The sequence below is a fragment of the Burkholderia gladioli genome (genome assembly GCF_000959725.1).
GTDB classification, from domain to species: domain Bacteria; phylum Pseudomonadota; class Gammaproteobacteria; order Burkholderiales; family Burkholderiaceae; genus Burkholderia; species Burkholderia gladioli.
Genome location: NZ_CP009323.1, coordinates 1,710,051 through 1,729,544, shown reverse-complemented (window position 1 = coordinate 1,729,544; position 19,494 = coordinate 1,710,051). Strand labels below are relative to the sequence as shown.

Genomic DNA, 19,494 nt, shown 5'->3' with positions numbered 1-19,494 from the left:
CGCTTATTTCGCCTTCACCCGGCGCACGTGCTCCTCGAGCTCGGCGAACGACGGGCGTTCGGTCGAGAAGAGCACCTTGCGGCCGAATTCGACCGCGATCGCCGGCGCGTAGCCGTTCAGGCTCGCCAGGATGGTCACCTTGATGCACTGGAGCAGCTTGGTCGACTCGGCCGCGCGCTGTTCGGCGAGGCTGGCCAGCGGCCCGATCAGGCCGTAGGAGAGCAGGATGCCGAGGAAGGTGCCGACCAGCGCCTGCGCGATCATCGCGCCGAGCACCGCGGGCGGCTTGTCGGCCGAGGCCATGGTGTGCACCACGCCCATCACCGCCGCCACGATGCCGAAGGCGGGCATCGCGTCGCCCACGCGCGTGAGCGCATGAGCCGGGCCCTCCACCTCGACGTGGTGGGTCTCGATCTCCTCGTCCATCAGGCTTTCAATCTCGAAGGCGTTCATGTTGCCGCCCACCATCAGGCGCAGGTAGTCGGTCAGGAACTCGACCATGTGCTTGTCGGCCAGGATCTTCGGGTACTGGGTGAAGATCGGGCTCTTCTCGGGGTCGTCGATGTCGGCCTCGAGGGTGAGCGTGCCTTCCTTGCGCGCCTTGGCCAGCAGCACGTAGAGCAGGGCCATCAGCTCCATGTACAGCGCCTTGGTGTATTTCGAACTCTTGAACAGGGTCGGCAGCAGGCGCAGCGTGGCCTTGATCATCTTGATGCCGTTGCCGAGGATGAAGGCGCCGACGCCCGCGCCGACGATCATCAGGACTTCGAGCGGTTGGATCAGCGCGCCCAGGTGGCCGCCCGCGAGCGCGTAGCCGCCGAACACGGACAACAACGTCACGAGAGTTCCCACGAAAATCAGCACAGCCTGTCCCTCACGAATGGCCGGCGGGAAGGCCGCCGTTAAGTGGTTTACGGCAGGCGGGCCGAAAACTTTCACCGCCCCGGACCGGGGCTAACCCGATATCGGCCGGGGCCCGGCGGCGGCGGCGCGCCGGGCCGCGGGCGGCCTTGGCGCGGGCCGGGGCCGGGTTGCGAGCCGGCTTCGCGGCCATGCGGGGCGCCGGGCAGGCCGGGCAGCTTGGGCTCGGGCCGGCGCAGTAGTTCAGGAAACGGATAGCGGCATGAAGTGGGCACCGGAGCGCAAGACAGGCAACCGGGCCGGCGACGATGCGGCGACTTGCCGCTCCGCTCGCTCATCCGGGCAGCCGGCCGAACGGTGAGCCGGCACCCGACCGGTGCCGGCGCGGCAGGCAGCGCGGGCTGCCCGCCGGGTTCGCGCCGCATCCGGAACCACGATACGGACCGCCACGGCAATCGCGGCCGGCGTCGAAGCCGCCGCAGCCGCGCCCGAAACGCCTCAGACCGCGGCGAACGCCACCGGCGGCACGGCCGGCGCGAGCGGCATCGCCTCGGCCTTGGCTGCAGCCTTGCGGGTCTTGCCCGCGCGCGAGGGCGGCTGGCACAGCCCGCAGACGAAACCCTGCTGCGGATCGTGCGCATGCGCAACGAAATGGCCGCCGCAGCGCGTGCAGGGCGTCATCTGCAGCATCCCGGAATCGAAGAAGCGCACCAGGGTCCAGGCGCGCGTCAGGCTCAGCACCGCCTCGTCGTCGGATAGCCCGACGTGCTCCAGGTAGAGCCGGTAGCTCTTGACGATCGACTGGATCGAATCGCAGCCGCCGTGGGCCTGCATGAAGCGGTAGATGTTGTAGAACAGCGACGAATGGATGTTCGGCTGCCAGGTCATGAACCAGTCGGTCGAGAACGGCAGCATGCCCTTGGGCGGCGAGACGCCCTTGAGCTCCTTGTAGAGCTTGATCAGCCGATCGCGGGACAGGTTGGTCTCCGCCTCCAGCAGTTGCAGACGCGCCCCGAGTTCGATCAGTTCGATCGCCAGGGTGATTTCCTTGACCTCGAGCACCACGCTCTTCGTCGCCATAGCCAGCCTCCGGGATTTCCGGGAATGAGAAGCCATCCGCGCGCGCGCCGGACGCGCGTAGGCGCGCCGGGCTGACGGACGGCGGATGAATATAGGGAAATTAGCGGAGGCTTTCGACGGGCTGGCCGGCCATCAGGATGGCCGAGTGTGCCTGCGCGACGGCCGTGCTTCGGCCTTTGTCGGCAAGCGAGGACAGCAACGCATGATCGTCGAAACGGAAGCGGCAGAGCATCTGGTTCGATGCCGCCAGCTTGACCGTCTGGGCGAGTGTCAGGTTCGCGAGCACTTCCGCGAGTTCTTCCGAGATTCCCATCCGGAACATGCCCATGGCCTTGTCCTCACGCAGCAGACGCTGGGCGAGCAATAGGTACGACAGGTTCACTTCCTTGATCTCGGCGAGCATTTCACTGGTCGCGCTCATGATTCCCCCGTAAGAAATCTTGGCCATCTGCTTTTGAAAACGTTTGCCGTGTTCGCTCGCCCGACAGGGTCGGCAACCGGCGTTTATATTCTTACGGTCATTGTGGCCAAACGGTATTGTGACGGGTATCAGCAAAGGGGAATGCGGCAGGCAGGATTTGTCTGTAAACCGTGTAGGAATTTTTCCGACATCCGCGGCGAATTACGGAAGCCGTCGATTTCTCGTAAACCCTTGATCTCAAAACAAGAAATGATGGACTTCGGAAAAATTTCCCAGGCAATTATCGCGTTTTTTCCACGGCTGTCACAATTGACAGGCATGCATGTAGGAAGCCCTTTCCTACTGCCTTCCAGCCACCCCGCGCAGGCCCTCCGGCCCCTCTATTTCAGCCTGTAACAAGGCTTAAGTGTTTGAAAAATCACTCGAACCTCGTCGGACGATCCCGATAATAGAGTCGAACGGTCGGCCGGCGGTCAAAACATTTTCGTCAGCGCCGCCCCATCGTCTGCTGTCGGCCGCACCCGATCCGGGCGAGCACGGCAGGCAGGCCCGGCCACCATACGCACAGGAGAACCGCCCCATGCGCATCGCACAAATCGCCCCGCTCTACGAAGCCGTCCCGCCCAAACTCTACGGCGGCACCGAGCGCGTCGTGTCTTACCTGACCGAGGCCCTGGTGGAACTCGGCCACGACGTCACGCTGTTCGCGAGCGGCGATTCCGTCACCTCGGCCAAGCTCGAGGCCTCCTGGCCGCGCGCGCTGCGCCTGGATCCCTCGATCCGCGACTCGATGGCGCCGCACATGCGCCTGCTCGAGCAGGTGGCGCGCCGCGCCCATGAATTCGACGTGCTGCACCTGCACCTCGACTACCTGCCCTTCCCGCTGCTCTCGCGCCTGGACGTGCCCTACGTGACCACCCTGCACGGCCGGCTCGACCTGCCCGAGCTGCAGCCGGTGTTCAACGCCTTCCCGAGCGCGCCGGTGGTGTCGATCTCGAACTCGCAGCGCGTGCCGCTGCCGCAGGCCGGCTGGGCGGGCACCGTCTACCACGGCCTGCCCGACACGCTGCTCACGCCGCAAACGGACCGCGAACCCGAGTACCTCGCCTTCCTGGGCCGCATCTGCCCGGAGAAGCGAGTGGACACGGCGATCCGCATCGCCGCGAAGAGCGGCCTGCCGCTGAAGATCGCGGCCAAGGTCGACAAGGTCGACCAGGACTACTTCAAGAACGAGATCGAGCCGCTGTTGTCGCAGGCGAACGTCGAGTTCATCGGCGAGATCAACGAGCAGCAGAAGCCGGCCTTCCTGTCGGGCGCCAAGGCGCTGCTGTTCCCGATCGACTGGCCGGAGCCGTTCGGCCTGGTGATGATCGAGTCGATGGCCTGCGGCACGCCGGTGATCGCCTTCAATCGCGGTTCGGTGCCCGAGGTGATCGAGGACGGCCTGACCGGCTTTATCGTCGAAGACGAACACAGCGCGGTGGGCGCGTTGCAGAAAATCGACAGCCTGTCGCGCACGGCGATTCGCGAACGTTTCGAAACGCGATTCAGTGCTCGCACCATGGCGCGTCACTATGTCGAAATCTACGAAACCTTGGGCGCCGCCGCTAAACAGCCGCATTTGACGCGACTCGCCGCCAGCTGATCGAAATCCGGGCGCCTTGCCCGGATTTCAAATATCTCGAAAAAAAGAAAGCCGCATCCCCGATGCGGCTTTCTTTATTGCGGCGACCGAAACAGGCCGGCCGACAGTGCCGGCGCGACCGGCGACTTACTCGACCAGAAAACGCTCGCGGTTTTTACCGACGATCCAATTCGGCGGCTTGCCGCGGCCACTCCAGGTGGCGCCCGACTTCGGGTCCCGGTATTTGGGCGGCAGCGGCGCCTTCTTCGGCGGACGCCCGCGCTTGGCGCGCTCGGCAAAGCCGAGATCCTGCGCGGTCAACCCGTATTCGGCGATCTTGCGCTGCACGTCGGCGATGACGGCCTCCACTTCCTGCCGGCGGACGTCGTCCGCTTGAGCCTGCAAGTCGGCAATCTGCGCTTTCAGTTTTGCGTATTGAGACATTTTCACTCCCTATTCACGATTCGCCTGGCAATTGGAGCCTAGACACTATCGTTCCGTTCCGCAATCAGCACTGTACCGGGATCGGGCCGAGCCCAATTCGTATGAAAAAATTATTGCGGATGCATTATATTTCAGTGCAGGTTAATTCTAATGAAATTCGCGCGACACATCGTGGCAATTTAACAATCGTTGACCCTTCGACACGGATTGGATTTCCTATAATCCGTAGCAATGCGCGTCGCGTCAATTACGAGATGGCCGGCTGACAAAATTCCCGCCCTTTTTGGTCGAAATGGTAACGAAAAATCGGCACGCCGGAATTGACGGAAAGCGTCGGCGAAACCACGCCGAGGCCCGGCTGGCGCCTTACGGGAAGATTGCCACGGGGAGCGAGGAAGCAGCGACCCCGACGCTGCCGAATCCGAAACAACAAAGGGGGCGAGTATTTCAACGGGCGCTTCGGCGCCCGTTTTTCATGGATCAATTCGAATTGCGTCGCGGCAGTGAATGACCGACGGCGCCTTATCGAAATTCGGCATGAAATAGCCGACAGCGGGACAAGGCCGATTGGCGGCGGCAAGGGCCGCCATCGCGGCGCGGCCGCGTGTCTCGAAGCGGCGCTTCTCAGCGAACCGGGTCGATATCGAGCGCGAACAGTTCGCGCAAATGGCGCGCCACGCCCGAATCGGCATTACTGCCGATGCGCGGCACGTCCGGCAGGCGCAGCACCAGGTCGGGATTGGCGTTATCCATCATGAATGGATGGCCGGCCGTTTCCAGCAGGTCGATATCGTTCATGTTGTCGCCGAACGCGACGCAATGCGCGCGATCGAGACCGAGCCGCTCCAGCACCACCCGCAGCGCGCGTCCCTTCGAGACGCCCGCGGTCATCACCTCCAGGCAATCCGGCAGCGAGTAGGTCACGTAGAGCGCATCGCCGAAACGGCTCGCGAGCCGCTCGGCCAGCACCGCCAGGTCCGCCGGCTCGCCGATGTAGAGCACCTTGGCGACATCCTCGGCCGCATAGGCCGGCAGGTCGGCCACGCGGTAGACGAAGCCCGAGTCCTGGTGGAATTCGAGCAGGTGCGGCGCCTCGCGGTCGATCAGCCAGCCGGTATCGGTGAACAGGTTGACGATCACCCTGCCGTGCTCGCCCACCAGCTCGGGCCGCACCAGCTCGCGCACCACCGCCGGCGCGATGTCGCTGGCGTACAGCGGCGTGTCGTCCGGCGCATGCACGCGCGCACCGTTCGAGGTGATCAGGTAGGGGCGGATGCCGAGCACGTCGCGGATCCCGGCCACGTCGGCGTGATGCCGGCCGGTCGCGATGATGATGGGAATGCCGTCGGCCGCCAGCCGGCGCACGGTGTCGATCGTGTAGGGATCGAGCTGGTGGTCGCGATTGAGCAGGGTGCCGTCGAGATCGGTGCAGATGGCGTGGTACATGGCGGGTGGGCGGGGCGCGGAAAGCCCGCATTTTATCGCCGCGAAGGCTGGCGCGCCGCGCGGCCGCAATGAAAACGCAAGCCGGCGGCGCCGATTCCTCGCGCCTCGCACGACGGCTGCCGGCCGCGGCCGGCGCCGTTCAGGCTTGCGTCGCCCGCCGCGCGGCCTCGCGCTGGGCGAGCCGCAGCGCGCCCTGGGCCGAATCGGCCAGCGGCGCACGCAGCCGCGCGCGATGCGCGGCCGGCACGGCCGCCTCGAGGGGCGCGGCCAGCCCGCCGCAAAGGGCGACCGGCAAGGTCCCGGTCGGATCGAGCGCCTCGATCAGGCGCCCGATCGCCTCGCCCGCCTCGGCCAGCAGGCGCTGCGCCACCGGGTGGGCGCGATGCGCGAACACCACCGGCGCGAGCCTGGCATAAGCGGTCTGGTTCGCCGCGCAGGACCACACCACCAGGCTGTCGCGATCGGCCGCGCCGGTCAGCGCCAGCAAGGCTTCGGCGAAGGCGTCGCGCGGCGCGCGGCCGTCCAGCGCCTGCTGCGCATGCGCGAGCGCGCGCAGCCCGAACCAGGCGCCGCTGGCCTCGTCGCCGGACGGAAAGCCGTAGCCGCCCGCGATCCGGCAGGTGCCATCGACATCGAGCGCGGCCGCGATGCTGCCCGTGCCGAGCGCGACGATCACGCCGGCCTCGCCGCCGTGCGCGCCCAGCACCGTGGTGTAGGCATCGCTCTCGATCGCCAGCGCCGCCACCGGCGCGGCCTCGACGAAGGCGCGCAGCCAGCCGGCGTGGTTGCTGCCGGCAAGCCCGCAACCCAGCACGCAGCCGCGCCAGTCGAGGGCGAGCCCGGCCTGCGCGAAGGCCTCGGCGCAGGCCTCGCCGATCGAACGCCAGGCGCCGTCGATGCCGAGCGCCAGGCCCGAGGGGCCGCCGGTGCCGCGCCCGAGCTCGCGCCCCCGCGCATCGGCCAGCACCGCACGCGTGCCGGTGCCGCCGCCGTCGATGCCGATCAGGTAGGTGGGCTCAGTCATCGGGAAATTCTCTCCGGAAGGTGCGACGGGAATGATCATGAACCGGGAGCTTAACCGCATCGTCGCGCCGCGTGCCGCTTCGGCTATGCTGACGGCGACCCGCGAACAGGCGGACCGGCAGGCTGAACGAGGAGAATCGATCGATGGGCGAACGCTGCAACTGGGTCCGCACGGACGCCGATGCGCATTATCACGACACCGAATGGGGCCGGCCCTCGCACGACGAGCGCTACCTGTTCGAGATGCTGATCCTGGAAGGCGCGCAGGCCGGGCTGTCCTGGTCGACGATCCTCAACAAGCGCGAGGCTTATCGCGCCGCCTTCGCCAACTTCGAGGTCGACGAAGTGGCGCGCTTCACGCCCGCGCGGCTCGAGAAGCTGCTGCTGGACCCGGGCATCGTGCGCCATCGCGGCAAGATCGAGTCGGTCGTCACCAATGCCCTCGCGGTGCAGCGGATTCGCGCCGAGCATGGCTCGCTGGCGGCCTTCCTGTGGTCCTTCGTCGACGGCAAGCCGCGGCTGAACGGCTGGGATTCGTATCGCGACGCGCCGGCCTCGACCGAGACATCCGACGCGCTGAGCAAGGCGCTCAAGCGCCATGGCTGCAAGTTCGTCGGCTCGACCATCTGCTACGCGCTGATGCAGGCGATCGGCATGGTCAACGACCACGAGTTCGGCTGCCCGTGCCGGGATGAGTGCGCGAAGCTCGGCAAGCCGGCGAGCGCCGCGAAGCGGGCGGCGGCCAGGCCGGCCGCGGCAAAACCTGCAGCCACGGCGAAATCCGCTCCGACCAAGCGCACCGCGGCGAAAAAATCGGCGGCCTGAGCTTGGGGCGCCGCAGCCCAGCGCCATCCCGCCATCTTGTATTCGCCGCCCCAAAGCAAAACGGCGGCGCCCCTCGCGAAAGGGGCACCGCCGTCCGGATACGGACCTGGGAAGCTTAGTGGAGCTTCTTCGGCAGCATCTGGCTGCGCAGGCGCTTGTGCAGGCGCTTCACGGCCGCGGCCTTCTTGCGCTTGCGCACGGCAGTCGGCTTCTCGTACGACTGGCGCTCACGCAGCTCAGCGATCAGGCCGTTCTTTTCGATCGCGCGGCGGAAGCGGCGGATCGCTACTTCGAACGGCTCGTTTTCCTTCAGAAGAATCGTCGTCATGTCGTTCCTAAATTGCTTGATACGGTCAAAAACGTAGCGGCCAAGCGCCACGCACCGGCCTTCCGGGCGTTCCCACGAACTGGCGAAACGAGCGGGTTTTGTGGCCTCGGAGGCCGGAAAAGAGAGGCGGAATGCACCGCGAAACGCTCGGCAACCTGCAACCGGCGCCGCGTTTGACTGCCAGCTTGGACATGCCGAAAACGGCAGAGGCTTGACAGAAATCTCAATTCAGCCCGCCATGCTAGCAGGTAAACATCCGTTCGGCTAGGTGTTTACGACTTTGCCGGGGTGGCGCCGTATCAGGATAACCACGCCAGGGCGCCGCGATGCCCGCCCGGGCGCCCCCACCTCACATCCGCCCCTCGCTCCCCGCGCCCGCAATCCCGCGCCCGAGACGGCTTTCATCGCTACCACTGGAAACCATCGAGATGGGGTCGAAAATCAATGAAAAATCGATCCACATCGAAAACTCCCCCTCAAGTTTTTTTTCGGCCCGCCGAAATCCTGCTCTGAGGCGGCCAGCAATGAACGAGTGCACCGCCGATGCCCACGTTGGCTTGTTTAAAGGCTCTCGGCTCACTTAGGAGAATTTCCATGCTCGGAATCAATACCAACATCAACTCGCTGGTCGCTCAGCAGAACCTGAACGGCTCGCAAAGCGCTCTGTCGCAAGCCATCACCCGCCTGTCCTCGGGCTCCAAGATCAACAGCGCGGCCGACGACGCGGCAGGCCTGGCGATCGCCACCCGCATGCAGACGCAGATCAACGGCCTGAACCAGGGCGTGCAGAACACCAACAGCGCGGTCTCGCTGATCCAGACGGCATCGAGCCAGCTGTCGGCCCTGACCACCAGCCTGCAACGTATCAGCACGCTGGCGACGGAAGCCGCCAACGGCACGCTGTCGCAAAGCGACCAGGTCGCCGCCCAGCAGGAAGTGGCGGACCAGATCGCTGAAGTGAACCGTATCGCTTCGCAGACGAACTTCAACGGCAAGAACCTGCTCGACGGTTCGGCCGGCATCGTCACCTTCCAGGTTGGCGCGAACGTCGGCCAGACGGTCACGCTCGACCTGAGCCAGAGCCTGTCGGCGGCCAAGATCGGCGGCGGCCTGGTGCAGTCGGGCCAGACGGTCGGCACGATCCAGGGCCTGTCGCTCGACGCCAACGGCGCCGCCACGACGGCCGCGCAACCGGCCATCACCTCGGTCAACGTGCTGTCGGACGGCAAGGGCGGCTTCACCTTCACCGACCAGAACGGCCAGGCACTGAGCACGACGGCAGTCGGCGCGATCTTCACGACCGGCACGGCAGCGGGCACGGGCACGGCCGTCACGAACCTGACGCTGGCCACCGGCGCGACGAGCGGCATGACGGCGGCACAGGCCAGCGCGGCAACCCAGATGGTCACGCAGATCAACGCCGTGAACGCACCGCCGACCGTCTCGAACCTGTCGATCAGCAGCGCCACGGGCGCCAACCAGACGATCTTCTCGGTCGCCAACGCGCTGGCCACCATCAACAACCTGCAAGCCACGCTGGGCGCCACGCAGAACCGTCTGCAGGCCGTCGCGCAAACGCAGCAGGCCAACTCGACCAACCTGTCGTCGGCCCAGTCGCAGATCCAGAGCGCGGACTTCGCGCAGGAAACCGCGAACCTGAGCCGTGCGCAAGTGCTGCAGCAAGCCGGCATCTCGGTGCTCGCGCAAGCGAACTCGCTGCCGCAGCAGGTCCTGAAGCTCCTGCAGTAAGGCTGTCGCGGTACTGCTTTGAAAACCCGGACCGCGCCTTCATGGGCGGTCCGTTCGTGCGACGGCGCAACCTTCCTCGTGGCCGTCGCGCGCTTTTTGCTTTTACGGGGCTATGTTTTTCGCCGTACCGTTTTCCCGCGGTTTGCCGTAGCATCCGCCACGATCCGCAACGCATCAGATTCGCCTGCGCCATCGACGGCGCCCACGGAGCCACGCGATGTCCACGATTCCCTCGACCAACAGCAGCTCGAACGCGACGACCAGCACCTCGCAGAGCAGCAACAACGCGCTGAGCAGCAATCCGGCGCTGCAGCAAGCCGCCCAGTCGATCATCAGCGGCTCGACCGGCAACACCGGGCTCGACGTCAATACGCTGGTGTCGGCGCTGGTCAGCTCCAAGACCGCCGCGCAGGCCGTCCTGCTGTCCACCTCGATCGCCAACGACACCCTGAAGAACCAGGCCTATGCCAGCCTGCAGAGCGCCCTGTCGACGCTGCAGACCTCGCTGGCCTCGCTGGCCGACGGCTCGCTCGCGCAAACCTACACCGCGACCGCCACCGGCAACGGCCTGACCGCGAGCGCCGGCGTCGGCGCGCAGGCCGGCACCTACCAGGTCACGGTCTCGCAGATCGCCCAGTCGCAATCGCTGTCCTCGCCCGCCTTCGGCGCCACCACCCAGCTCGGCACCGGCAGCCTGACGCTGCAGGTCGGCAGCAAGAGCTCGACAATCAGCATCAGCTCGTCGAACAACACGCTGGCCGGCATCCGCGACGCGATCAATAACGATCCGAACAATCCCGGCGTGTCCGCCACCATCGTGAACGGCAGCGACGGCGCGCACCTGGTGCTGAGTTCGAAGGCCAGCGGCGCGGCCAACACCATCAACGTGACGGCCAATGCCAGCACCGACAACGGCCTGTCGCAACTCAGCGTCACCTCGACGCCGAGCACCAGCGGCGGCGGCTCGACGATCCCGTCCAACTCCAGCTGGAGCCAGTCCACCGCCGCGCAGGACGCGCAATTCAAAATCGGCACGGTGAGCGGCTCGAGCTCGACCAACACCGTCACCAGCGCGATCGCCGGCGTCACGCTGAACCTCACGCAGGCCGCGGTCAGCAACCCGCCAGCCGCCCAGACGCTGACGATCGCCCCCGACACGACCACCCAGGCCTCCACCATCACCGCCTTCGTGAAGGCCTACAACACGCTGGTCACGACCTACTCGGCGGTCGGCACCTTCAACAGCAGCAACCCGTCGCAAAGCGGCCCGTTGTTCGGCGACTCGACGCTCAATTCGATCCAGAACCAGCTCTCGGCGATCCTCGGCGGCGGAGTCACCAGCAACGGCGCAAGCGCCACGCTGAAGTCGCTGGGCATCACCATCGCCGACGGCAGCAACTCGACGCAGCCGGCCGGCACCCTGGTGATCGACCAGGGCGCGCTGACCACCGCGCTGCAGAGCACCAATGCCGCGGCCACGCTGTTCAACGGCACCAACGGCATCGGCGAGCAGCTCAGCAAGGCGATCACCAACATCACGGCGCCCAAGGGAATCCTGACCACCAGCGTGAGCTCGGTGCAGAGCGACCTGACCAGCCTCAACACCCAGCAGACCGCGCTGAACGCCTATGCCGCGCAGCTGACCACGCAGTACAACACCCAGTTCACCCAGCTGAACACGCTGCTGGCGCAGATGACGACCAACCAGAACTACCTGACCCAGCTTTTCGGCGGCACCAACAGCGCGGGCGCGCTGGCCACCAACAAGTAAGCGGCCCGGGATACGGAGAAGCGACATGGATCAAACCACCCTCGTCAGACAGGTTCTCGCGATGACGCACGAGATCGACCGGGCGGTGCAACTGGCCGACTGGGAGGGCGCCGGGCGGCTGGTGGCCGCGCGCGAGCCCTATCTCACCTCGATCCAGGCGCAGCAGTCGCCCGAGGCGATGCTGATGATCCGCGAGATCCAGGCCATCGACGCCGCCACCATGGCCGCCTCGTCGCTCGCGCGCGACGAGTTGCAGCACGAATACCGCGCCGCCATGGGCCGGCTCGATTCGGCCAGGCAATACAACAGCCAGGCCGCGCTGCGCTACTGAGCGGCCGCCGCCGGCGAACCGGCGGCGATACGGTCAGACCCGAATAATCACAATTCACGCGCACGAGCGCGTGCTCGTTCACCTCAAGGCCCGCCTCGCGCGGGCTGTTTTTTTGGCGCGGACGCCGGCAAATCGATGAAATTGACGCCGGTTTACCGGTCAGTTCCACGCTTCGAGCCACGCCCGGCGGCCGGATAATTTCGATCATCGCTTGTTCCCTCCCGGGTTTGCCATGTCCGAATCGACGCCGTCCGCCAGCCAGATGCCTGATCAACAGTTCGATGCGGATATCGCGCTGGTGCTCGACAGCGCGCTAGCCAGCCATCACCGCGGCGAATTCGCCGAGGCCCGGACGCTCTATGAGCTGATCCTGTCGGCCCACCCGCAGCACGCGGATGCCCGCTACAACCTGGCGGTGCTCAAGGTGCAGACGGGCGAACCGGCCGCGGCCCTGCCCGATTTCGAGGTCGTGCTCGGCCTCTCGCCGCACAACGGGCAGTACTGGGTCAGCTACATCGACGCGCAGATCGAGGCGGGCCGCATCGCCGCGGCCTGGACCATGCTCGGCATGTGCCAGAAATTCGGCGTCCATGGCCCGGCCGTGGACGGGCTGGTCAATCGCCTGTCGCTGTCGGCCGAGGGCAAGGCGGCGATAGTCGGCACCGCGGCGGCCGGGCAGCCGGTGGCGGCCGCCGCCTCGGCCAGCCCCGCCGAGACGCGCACCGTGACCTTCTCGATCTCCACCGCCACGCCGCAGGCGGGCCAGGGCACCGCCCAGGCCGCCGCGCCTGCGCCCCGCGCCGTGCAGGCGCCGATCGCGCGCAAGCCCACCCCGCAGGATGTGAACCGCTTCACCGCGCTCTACAACAAGGGCCGCTTCGAGGAAGCCATCAAGCTGGCGCGGCAACTCGCGCAGCGCTACCCCGATCACGCCTGGTGCTGGAAATCGCTGGGCAACGCGCTGCACCAGCACGGCGAATACCTGGCCTCGATCGAGCCGCTGGCCAAGGCCACCGAACTCGATCCCGCCGACGTGCTGATCGGCACGCTCTACGCCGACGTGCTGCGGCTGGCCAATCGCCTCGTCGATTCCGAGCGCGAATCGCGCCGCCTGCTCCAGATCGATCCGGACTTCGCCGAGACGCACCGCGTACTGGGCATGAGCCTGCTCGCCCTGGGCCGCATCCAGGAAGCGATCGTGGCCGGCCGGCGCTCGGTCGAGCTGGCGCCGAACTCGCTGCACGTGCACGGCTCGCTGGCGGTGGCGCTCAGCGAACTGGGCGCGACCGCCGAGGCCGAGGCCTCGTTCCGCCGCGCCCATGAGATCGCCCCGCGCGATGCCGCGATGCACAGCAACCTGCTGTTCTGCATGACCCACAACCCGGGGCTCGACGCCGAGCGGCTGTACGCCGAGCACCGGCGCTTCGCCGAGATCCACGAGGCTCCGGTACGCGCGCGCTGGCCGCGCCACGCGAACCAGCGCGACCCGGAACGCCAGTTGCGGATCGGCCTGATCTCGGGCGACCTGTTCAATCACGCGGTGTCGTCCTACCTGATGCCGATTCTCGAGGCGCTGAAGGACGATCCGACGCTGTCGCTGCACGTCTATCACAACCACACCATCGAGGATGCCGTCACCGAGCGCATGCGCGCCTGCGTGCGCAGCTGGACCACGGTGGCCGGCCTGAGCGACGACCGGCTGGTGCAGCGCATCCGCGACGACCGGATCGACATCATGATGGACCTGTCGAACCACACCGGCCGCAACCGGCTGCCCGCGCTCGCGCGCAAGCCGGCGCCGGTGCAGGTCACCTGGCTCGGCTACCCGGGCACCACCGGGCTGGACGCGATCGACTATCACTTCGCGGACCGCTTCGGCGTGCCGTTCGGCGAGATGGAGCGCCAGTACAGCGAGAAGACCGTCCACCTGCCGGCCGGCGGCACCTTCAAGCCCGCCGAGAACGCGCCGCCCGTCAACCTGCTGCCGGCGCTGCACAACGGCTACGTGACCTTCGGCAGCTTCAACCGCCTGAACAAGCTGCGCCACGACGTGATCGCGGTCTGGGCGCGCATCCTGCACGCCGTGCCGGGCTCGCGGATGCGGATCGGCTCGATCCCGCGCGACGGCGGCGTCGACATGCTGCTCGGCTGGTTCAGCGCCGAAGGCATCAGCCACGACCGCCTCGACCTGCAGCCGCGCGCGCCGGCCGCGGTCTACCTGCAGCAGCACCACCATGTCGACTTCTGCCTCGACACCTTCCCCTACACGGGCTCGACCACCGCGCTCAACGCGCTGTGGATGGGCGTGCCGACCCTGACGATCCGCGGCGACACGCTGGCCAGCCGCGCCGGCGCGGTCTGGATGTCCTCGGTCGGGCTCGAGCAGTTCGTCGCCGACGACGCCGACGATTTCGTGGCCCGCGCCATCGCGCTGGCCGGCGACCTGAAGGGCCTGGCCGCGCTGCGCGGCGGCATGCGCGAGCGCTGCCGCCAGTCGGCGGGCTTCCAGCCCGAGCGCGTCGCGCAGGCCGTCTCGGACAGCTTCCGGATCGCCTGGCGGCGCTGGTGCGCCGGCGAGGCACCGATTCCGTTCACCGCGCCCGACCGCGGCTCGCTCGCCACCGCTGCCAGCGAGGCCGTGCCGCGCGATGCCGAGGCCGCCGCCCTCACCGGAGAAGCACGATGAATGCCCTGCCGCTGCGCGCCGTCGAACCCGTCGCCGACGAGCGTATCTATGTGACGCAGCCGCATCTCGCGCCGCTCGCCGAATTCCTGCCCTATCTCGAGCAGATCTGGGACAGCAAGGTGCTGACCAACGGCGGCCCGTTCCACCAGCAGCTCGAGAAGGCGCTCTGCGAGTACCTGGGCGTCGAGCACCTGGCGCTGTTCACCAACGGCACGCTGGCACTGGTCACGGCCCTGCAGGCGCTGCGGATCTCGGGCGAGGTGATCACCACCCCCTATTCCTTCGTCGCCACCGCGCACTCGCTGCTCTGGAACGGCATCAAGCCGGTGTTCGTCGACATCGACCCGCATACGCTGAACATCGACCCGGCCAGGATCGAGGCCGCCATCACGCCGCAGACCACCGCCATCATGCCGGTGCACTGCTACGGCCGGCCCTGCGACGTGGAAGCGATCCGCCGCATCGCCGACAACTACAACCTGAAGGTGATCTACGACGCCGCGCACGCGTTCGGGGTGCACACCGACGCCGGCAGCGTGCTCGGGCACGGCGACCTGTCGGTGCTGAGCTTCCACGCCACCAAGGTGTTCAACACCTTCGAGGGCGGCGCGATCGTCTGCCCCGACGCGAAGACCAAGCAGCACATCGACCACCTGAAGAACTTCGGTTTCGTCGACGAGGTGACGGTGGTGGCGGCCGGCATCAACGGCAAGATGAGCGAGATCAACGCGGCCTTCGGCATGCTGCAGCTCAAGCACCTCGACGCGGCGCTCGCCCGTCGCGCGCAGATCGACGCGCGTTATCGCGCGCAACTGGCCGGGGTGCGCGGCATCCGCTGCCTGCCGCCGATCGACGCGAAGCTCGTCAATCACTCGTACTTCCCGATCCTGGTCGACGACGACTACGCGCTCTCGCGCGACGGCCTCTACCAGTTGCTGCGCGATCACGAGATCCACGGGCGCCGCTACTTCTACCCGCTGATCTCGGACTTCCCCAACTACCGCGGGCTGCCCTCGGCGCATCCGGACCGGCTGCCGGTGGCGCGCGACATCTCGCGGCGCGTGCTGTGCCTGCCGATCTACCCGGCGCTGTCGGACGACAACGTCGATCGCGTGGTGAACCTGATCGCCGGAGCCGGTCGATGACCACGCGCGCCGCGCTGCTCGACATCGCCAGCCACCTGCCCGACACGGTGCTGGCCAACGACGAGCTGGCCGCGCTCTATCCGGAATGGCCGGCCGAGAAGATCCTCGCCAAGACGGGGATCCGCGAACGCCGCATCGCGGCCGACGGCGAGACCGCCTCGGACCTCGCCTTCCACGCGGCCCGGCGGCTGTTCGCGCAAGGGCGCGTGAGCGCGGCGCAGGTCGACTTCGTGATCCTCTGCACCCAGGCGCCCGACTACATCCTGCCGGCCTCGGCCTGCCTGCTGCAGCACCGGCTCGGCATCGGCACCCATGCCGGCGCCTTCGACGTCAACCTCGGCTGCTCGGGCTACGTGTATGGCCTGTCGCTCGCCAAGGGCCTGGTCGAGACGGGCGCCGCGCGCTGCGTGCTGCTGCTGACCGCCGACACCTATTCGAAATACCTGCATCCGCTCGACAAGAGCGTGCGCACGCTGTTCGGCGACGGCGCCACCGCCACCGCGATCGGCATCGACTCGCGGGCCGCCGGCGACGGCATCGAGCCGATCGGCCCGTTCGTGTTCGGCACCGACGGGCGCGGCGCGCCGAACCTGATGGTACGCGCGGGCCTGTTCCGCGAGCCGCGCAGCGCCGACAGCGCGCGCGAGCACGAGGACGCCTCCGGCAACGTGCGCACCGACGAGCATCTCTACATGAACGGCGCCGAGGTGATGGCCTTCTCGCTGGCCGAGGTGCCGCGCGCGGCCGAGCGGCTGCTGGAGCGCGCCGGCCTCGCGCGCGAGGACATCGACTGCTTCGTGCTGCACCAGGCGAACCGCTTCATGCTCGAGGCGCTGCGCAAGAAAATGAAGATCCCCGAGGATCGCTTCCCGATCCTCGTCGAGCACACCGGCAACACGGTGTCGTCGACGCTGCCGCTCGCGCTCGAGCAGTTGCGCGGCGAAGCTCGTCTCGCGCCGGGCACGCGCGCGATGCTGCTCGGATTCGGCGTCGGCTACTCGTGGGCCGGCTGTCTGTTGAACTGTTAGCAGGAAACGCAATGAACGCATTCTACGAAGGACTCGCGGAAGTCTTCGAAATCGACGCCGCCGAGGTCTCGCCGGCCCTGGTGCTGGCCGACCACAACTGGGATTCGCTGGCGATCGTCTCGACCATCGCGCTGGCCGACGACTGCTTCGGCGTGCTGCTGAACGGCCAGGCGCTCGGCAACTGCCTGACCGTCGCCGATATCGAGGCGCTGGTCCAGGCGCAGAAGGGCTGAGCTTGGACGCGCCGCTCGCCCCGGCCGGCCGCGAACTGCGCGCCGGCGGCGCCCGCCTCGCCGGCGTGGTGTCCTGCCTGCCCGCGCAGGAGCAGTCGAACCAGCCGTTCGTCGAGCGCTTCGGCGAGGCGGCCGTGCGCGACGTGGTCAAGATGATCGGCGTCGAGCGGCGCCGCCGCGCGGCCGAGCACCAGACCACCGCCGACCTGTGCCGCGCGGCCGGCGAGCACCTACTGCGCGGCCTGGGCTGGCGGCCGGACCAGGTCGACGCGGTGCTGTTCGTGTCGCAGACGCCCGACTACCGGCTGCCGGGCACGGCCTTCGTGCTGCAGGCCGCCTGGGGGCTGCCAGCCGCCTCGATCGCGCTCGACATCAACCTCGGCTGCTCGGCCTACCCGCAGGCGCTCTGGCTCGGCATGAACCTGATCCGCAGCGGCGCGGCGCGGCGCGTGCTGCTGGCGGTGGGCGACACCATCAGCAAGCTGGTCGATCCCGAGGACCGCGCCACCGCGCTGCTGTTCGGCGACGCGGGCACCGTCACCGCGCTGGAGGCCGATCCCGAGGCGGAGGACGCGCATTTCGTGATCGGCGCCGACGGCGGCGGCGTGCCCAACCTGATCGTGCCGGCCGGCGGCTGCCGCGGCACGCCGACCGACGACGCGCGCCTGGTCGGCCGCTCGCCCGACCATCTGTTCATGGACGGCGGCGAGATCTTCAACTTCACGCTCAGGCGCATCCCGCCGCTGGTGGCGCGCACGCTCGAACTGGCCGGCCACGGCGCGCAAGGCCACGATGCCTTCCTGTTCCACCAGGCCAACCTGTTCATGCTCAAGCACCTGGTGAAGAAGGCCGGCTTGCCCGCCGAGCGCGTGCCCATCAACCTGAACGCCTACGGCAATACCAGCTGCGCCTCGATCCCGCTGCTGATGACGACCGAGCTTCGCGAGGCGCTCGCCACGCGCGCCATGCGCCTGGCGATGTTCGGCTTCGGCGTCGGCTATTCCTGGGCCTCGGCCTCCCTGCTGACGGGGCCGCTCGCCGTCGTCGACACCATCGAATCATGACCGTCTTCTCCGAACGCTGCCTCGCGGGCGGCACCTATCTCGTCACCGGCGCCTCGTCGGGACTCGGCCGCGCCGCCGCGCTGGCGATCGCCGGGGCGGGCGCCCGCGTGATCGCGGGCGGGCGCGACGCCGAACGGCTGGCCGCCACGCTCGACGCGCTGCCCGGCAACGCTCACGTGGCCGCCGCGCACGCGCTCGACGACGCCGACGTCTGCGCCGACTGGGTCGCCCAGCTCGCCGAGCTGCATGGCCCGCTGCGCGGGGTGTTCCATGCCGCCGGCACCGAGCTGATCCGGCCCGCGCGCATGACCCGGCAGGCCCAGCTCGACGAGACCTTCGGCGCCAGCCTGTTCGCCGCCTTCGGCATCGCGCGCGCGGCGGCCCGCAAGGGCGTGATGGAGGACGGCGCCTCGCTGGTGCTGATGTCCTCGGTGGCGGCCAGCACCGGCCAGGTCGGCATGACCGCCTACTCGGCCGCCAAGGCCGGCATCGAGGGCCTGGTGCGCTCGCTCGCCTGCGAACTGGCGCCGCGCCGGATCCGCGTCAACGCGATCGCCGCGGGCGCGGTGCGCACCGCCATGCACGAACGCCTGACGCGCGGCAGCCCCGACGAGGCCGTGGCCGCCTACGAATCGAGCCATCTGCTCGGCTTCGGCGAGCCCGAGGACGTGGCCGGCGCCGCGCTGTTCCTGCTGTCCGGGGCGAGCCGCTGGATCACCGGCACCGCGCTGGCGGTCGACGGCGGCTACCGGGTGCGCTGATGGGCGAGATCCTCGAGCGCGCCGCCCCGCAACCGGCCATCCACGCCGAGCGCTACATCGTCGCCGGCGGCGGCGCCTTCGCCCGCGAGCTGATCAACTGGGCCGAGGACGCCGCCGACGCCGGGCTCGGCCCGCGCGTGACGGGCTTCCTCGATGTCGATCCCGAAGCCTTGTCCGGCTTCGGCTACGCGCTCGACTGGCACGGCGACATCGACGCCTACCAGCCCGCCGAGGGCGACGCGGTGCTGCTCGCGATCGGCGAGCCGCGCGCCAAGGCCGAGGTGGTGGCCCGCTTGGCCGCGCGCGGCGCGCGCTTCGGCTCGCTGCGCCACCCCAGCGCCGTGGTGGCGCGACGCGCCCGGCTCGGCATCGGCGTGGTGATCTGCCCGAACGCCGTGCTGTCGGCCGACTGCCGGATCGGCGATTTCGCCGCCGTCAACATCCTGTCGAGCGTCGGCCACGACGTGACGCTCGGCGCCTATGCCACGCTCAGCTCGCACGTCGACCTCACCGGCCATGTGGTGGTGGGCGAGCGCGTGTTCTTCGGCTCGGGCGCCCGCGTGCTGCCGCGCGTGACGATCGGCGCCGACGCGCGGATCGGCGCCGGCGCGGTGGTGATGCGCAGGGTGCCCGAGGGCGCGACCCTGTACGCGGCCCCCGCGAAACGGCTTTGA

Annotated in this window: 19 protein-coding genes; 12 read left to right on the top strand and 7 right to left on the bottom strand. The window is 68.1% G+C overall.

The features are described 5' to 3' along the window. Positions 1 to 3 precede the first annotated feature (3 nt). The 3 genes from motA to flhD all read right to left on the bottom strand — a co-directional run bounded on the left by motA (position 4) and on the right by flhD (position 2,362). Positions 4 to 864 (bottom strand): flagellar motor stator protein MotA, encoded by an 861-nt coding sequence (gene motA, locus BM43_RS24660; RefSeq protein ID WP_013696273.1) that lies wholly within the window; start codon positions 862 to 864, stop codon positions 4 to 6. A gap of 495 nt (positions 865 to 1,359) precedes the next feature. Further along, entirely contained in the window at positions 1,360 to 1,941 is a 582-nt protein-coding gene (flhC, locus tag BM43_RS24655; RefSeq protein WP_013696272.1) for a flagellar transcriptional regulator FlhC, read from the bottom strand. Positions 1,942 to 2,041: 100 nt separating this feature from the next. Then, positions 2,042 to 2,362: a flagellar transcriptional regulator FlhD gene (gene flhD, locus BM43_RS39395; RefSeq protein WP_025099997.1), complete on the bottom strand. Its 321-nt coding sequence runs from the start codon at positions 2,360 to 2,362 to the stop codon at positions 2,042 to 2,044. A gap of 580 nt (positions 2,363 to 2,942) precedes the next feature. Here flhD and BM43_RS24645 point away from each other — a divergent pair. Beyond that, the gene (locus tag BM43_RS24645; protein WP_036036612.1) at positions 2,943 to 4,007 is read left to right on the top strand and encodes a glycosyltransferase family 4 protein; all 1,065 of its coding nucleotides are present in this window, start codon (positions 2,943 to 2,945) and stop codon (positions 4,005 to 4,007) included. A 126-nt stretch (positions 4,008 to 4,133) separates the two neighbouring features. Here the strand turns inward: BM43_RS24645 and BM43_RS24640 are convergent, their stop codons facing one another. The 3 genes from BM43_RS24640 to BM43_RS24630 form a co-directional block, all read right to left on the bottom strand. Then, positions 4,134 to 4,430 (bottom strand): H-NS histone family protein, encoded by a 297-nt coding sequence (locus BM43_RS24640; RefSeq protein ID WP_013696269.1) that lies wholly within the window; start codon positions 4,428 to 4,430, stop codon positions 4,134 to 4,136. Positions 4,431 to 5,054: 624 nt separating this feature from the next. Next, entirely contained in the window at positions 5,055 to 5,876 is an 822-nt protein-coding gene (locus tag BM43_RS24635) for a Cof-type HAD-IIB family hydrolase (RefSeq protein ID WP_036048602.1), read from the bottom strand. Between the two features lie 139 nt (positions 5,877 to 6,015). Continuing rightward, positions 6,016 to 6,900 (bottom strand): glucosamine kinase nucleotide-binding domain-containing protein, encoded by an 885-nt coding sequence (locus BM43_RS24630; protein ID WP_036048603.1) that lies wholly within the window; start codon positions 6,898 to 6,900, stop codon positions 6,016 to 6,018. 143 nt (positions 6,901 to 7,043) lie between these two features. Between BM43_RS24630 and BM43_RS24625 the strand changes: the two genes are divergently transcribed. Then, positions 7,044 to 7,724 (top strand): DNA-3-methyladenine glycosylase I, encoded by a 681-nt coding sequence (locus tag BM43_RS24625; RefSeq protein WP_036048604.1) that lies wholly within the window; start codon positions 7,044 to 7,046, stop codon positions 7,722 to 7,724. Positions 7,725 to 7,839: 115 nt separating this feature from the next. On the opposite strand, the gene rpsU is transcribed toward BM43_RS24625, so the two are convergent. Beyond that, a complete protein-coding gene (gene rpsU / locus BM43_RS24620; protein WP_006401410.1) occupies positions 7,840 to 8,052 on the bottom strand; it encodes a 30S ribosomal protein S21 in 213 nt (70 codons plus the stop codon). Positions 8,053 to 8,646: 594 nt separating this feature from the next. On the opposite strand from rpsU, the gene BM43_RS24615 reads away from it, so the two are divergent. The 10 genes from BM43_RS24615 (at position 8,647) to BM43_RS24570 (ending at position 19,494) form a co-directional block, all read left to right on the top strand. Beyond that, complete coding sequence (locus BM43_RS24615; RefSeq protein ID WP_036048605.1) at positions 8,647 to 9,801, top strand: flagellin; 1,155 nt, start codon at positions 8,647 to 8,649, stop codon at positions 9,799 to 9,801. A 217-nt stretch (positions 9,802 to 10,018) separates the two neighbouring features. Further along, complete coding sequence (gene fliD / locus BM43_RS24610) at positions 10,019 to 11,572, top strand: flagellar filament capping protein FliD (protein WP_036048606.1); 1,554 nt, start codon at positions 10,019 to 10,021, stop codon at positions 11,570 to 11,572. 25 nt (positions 11,573 to 11,597) lie between these two features. Then, complete coding sequence (gene fliT / locus BM43_RS24605) at positions 11,598 to 11,903, top strand: flagellar protein FliT (protein ID WP_017920004.1); 306 nt, start codon at positions 11,598 to 11,600, stop codon at positions 11,901 to 11,903. Between the two features lie 232 nt (positions 11,904 to 12,135). Next, complete coding sequence (locus BM43_RS24600; protein WP_036048608.1) at positions 12,136 to 14,589, top strand: tetratricopeptide repeat protein; 2,454 nt, start codon at positions 12,136 to 12,138, stop codon at positions 14,587 to 14,589. Continuing rightward, positions 14,586 to 15,734: a dTDP-4-amino-4,6-dideoxy-D-glucose aminotransferase VioA gene (vioA, locus tag BM43_RS24595; protein WP_036048609.1), complete on the top strand. Its 1,149-nt coding sequence runs from the start codon at positions 14,586 to 14,588 to the stop codon at positions 15,732 to 15,734. The genes BM43_RS24600 and vioA overlap by 4 nt, the downstream gene beginning before the upstream one ends. Then, the gene (locus BM43_RS24590; RefSeq protein WP_025100007.1) at positions 15,731 to 16,762 is read left to right on the top strand and encodes a ketoacyl-ACP synthase III; all 1,032 of its coding nucleotides are present in this window, start codon (positions 15,731 to 15,733) and stop codon (positions 16,760 to 16,762) included. Before vioA ends, BM43_RS24590 begins: the two co-directional genes overlap by 4 nt. A gap of 11 nt (positions 16,763 to 16,773) precedes the next feature. Next, positions 16,774 to 16,995, top strand: a complete 222-nt coding sequence (locus BM43_RS24585) for an acyl carrier protein (protein WP_013696259.1) — start codon at positions 16,774 to 16,776, stop codon at positions 16,993 to 16,995. 2 nt (positions 16,996 to 16,997) lie between these two features. After that, the gene (locus tag BM43_RS24580) at positions 16,998 to 18,059 is read left to right on the top strand and encodes a ketoacyl-ACP synthase III (protein ID WP_025100008.1); all 1,062 of its coding nucleotides are present in this window, start codon (positions 16,998 to 17,000) and stop codon (positions 18,057 to 18,059) included. After that, entirely contained in the window at positions 18,056 to 18,820 is a 765-nt protein-coding gene (locus BM43_RS24575) for an SDR family NAD(P)-dependent oxidoreductase (RefSeq protein WP_036048611.1), read from the top strand. The genes BM43_RS24580 and BM43_RS24575 overlap by 4 nt, the downstream gene beginning before the upstream one ends. Then, a complete protein-coding gene (locus tag BM43_RS24570; RefSeq protein ID WP_042285434.1) occupies positions 18,820 to 19,494 on the top strand; it encodes an acetyltransferase in 675 nt (224 codons plus the stop codon). The genes BM43_RS24575 and BM43_RS24570 overlap by 1 nt, the downstream gene beginning before the upstream one ends.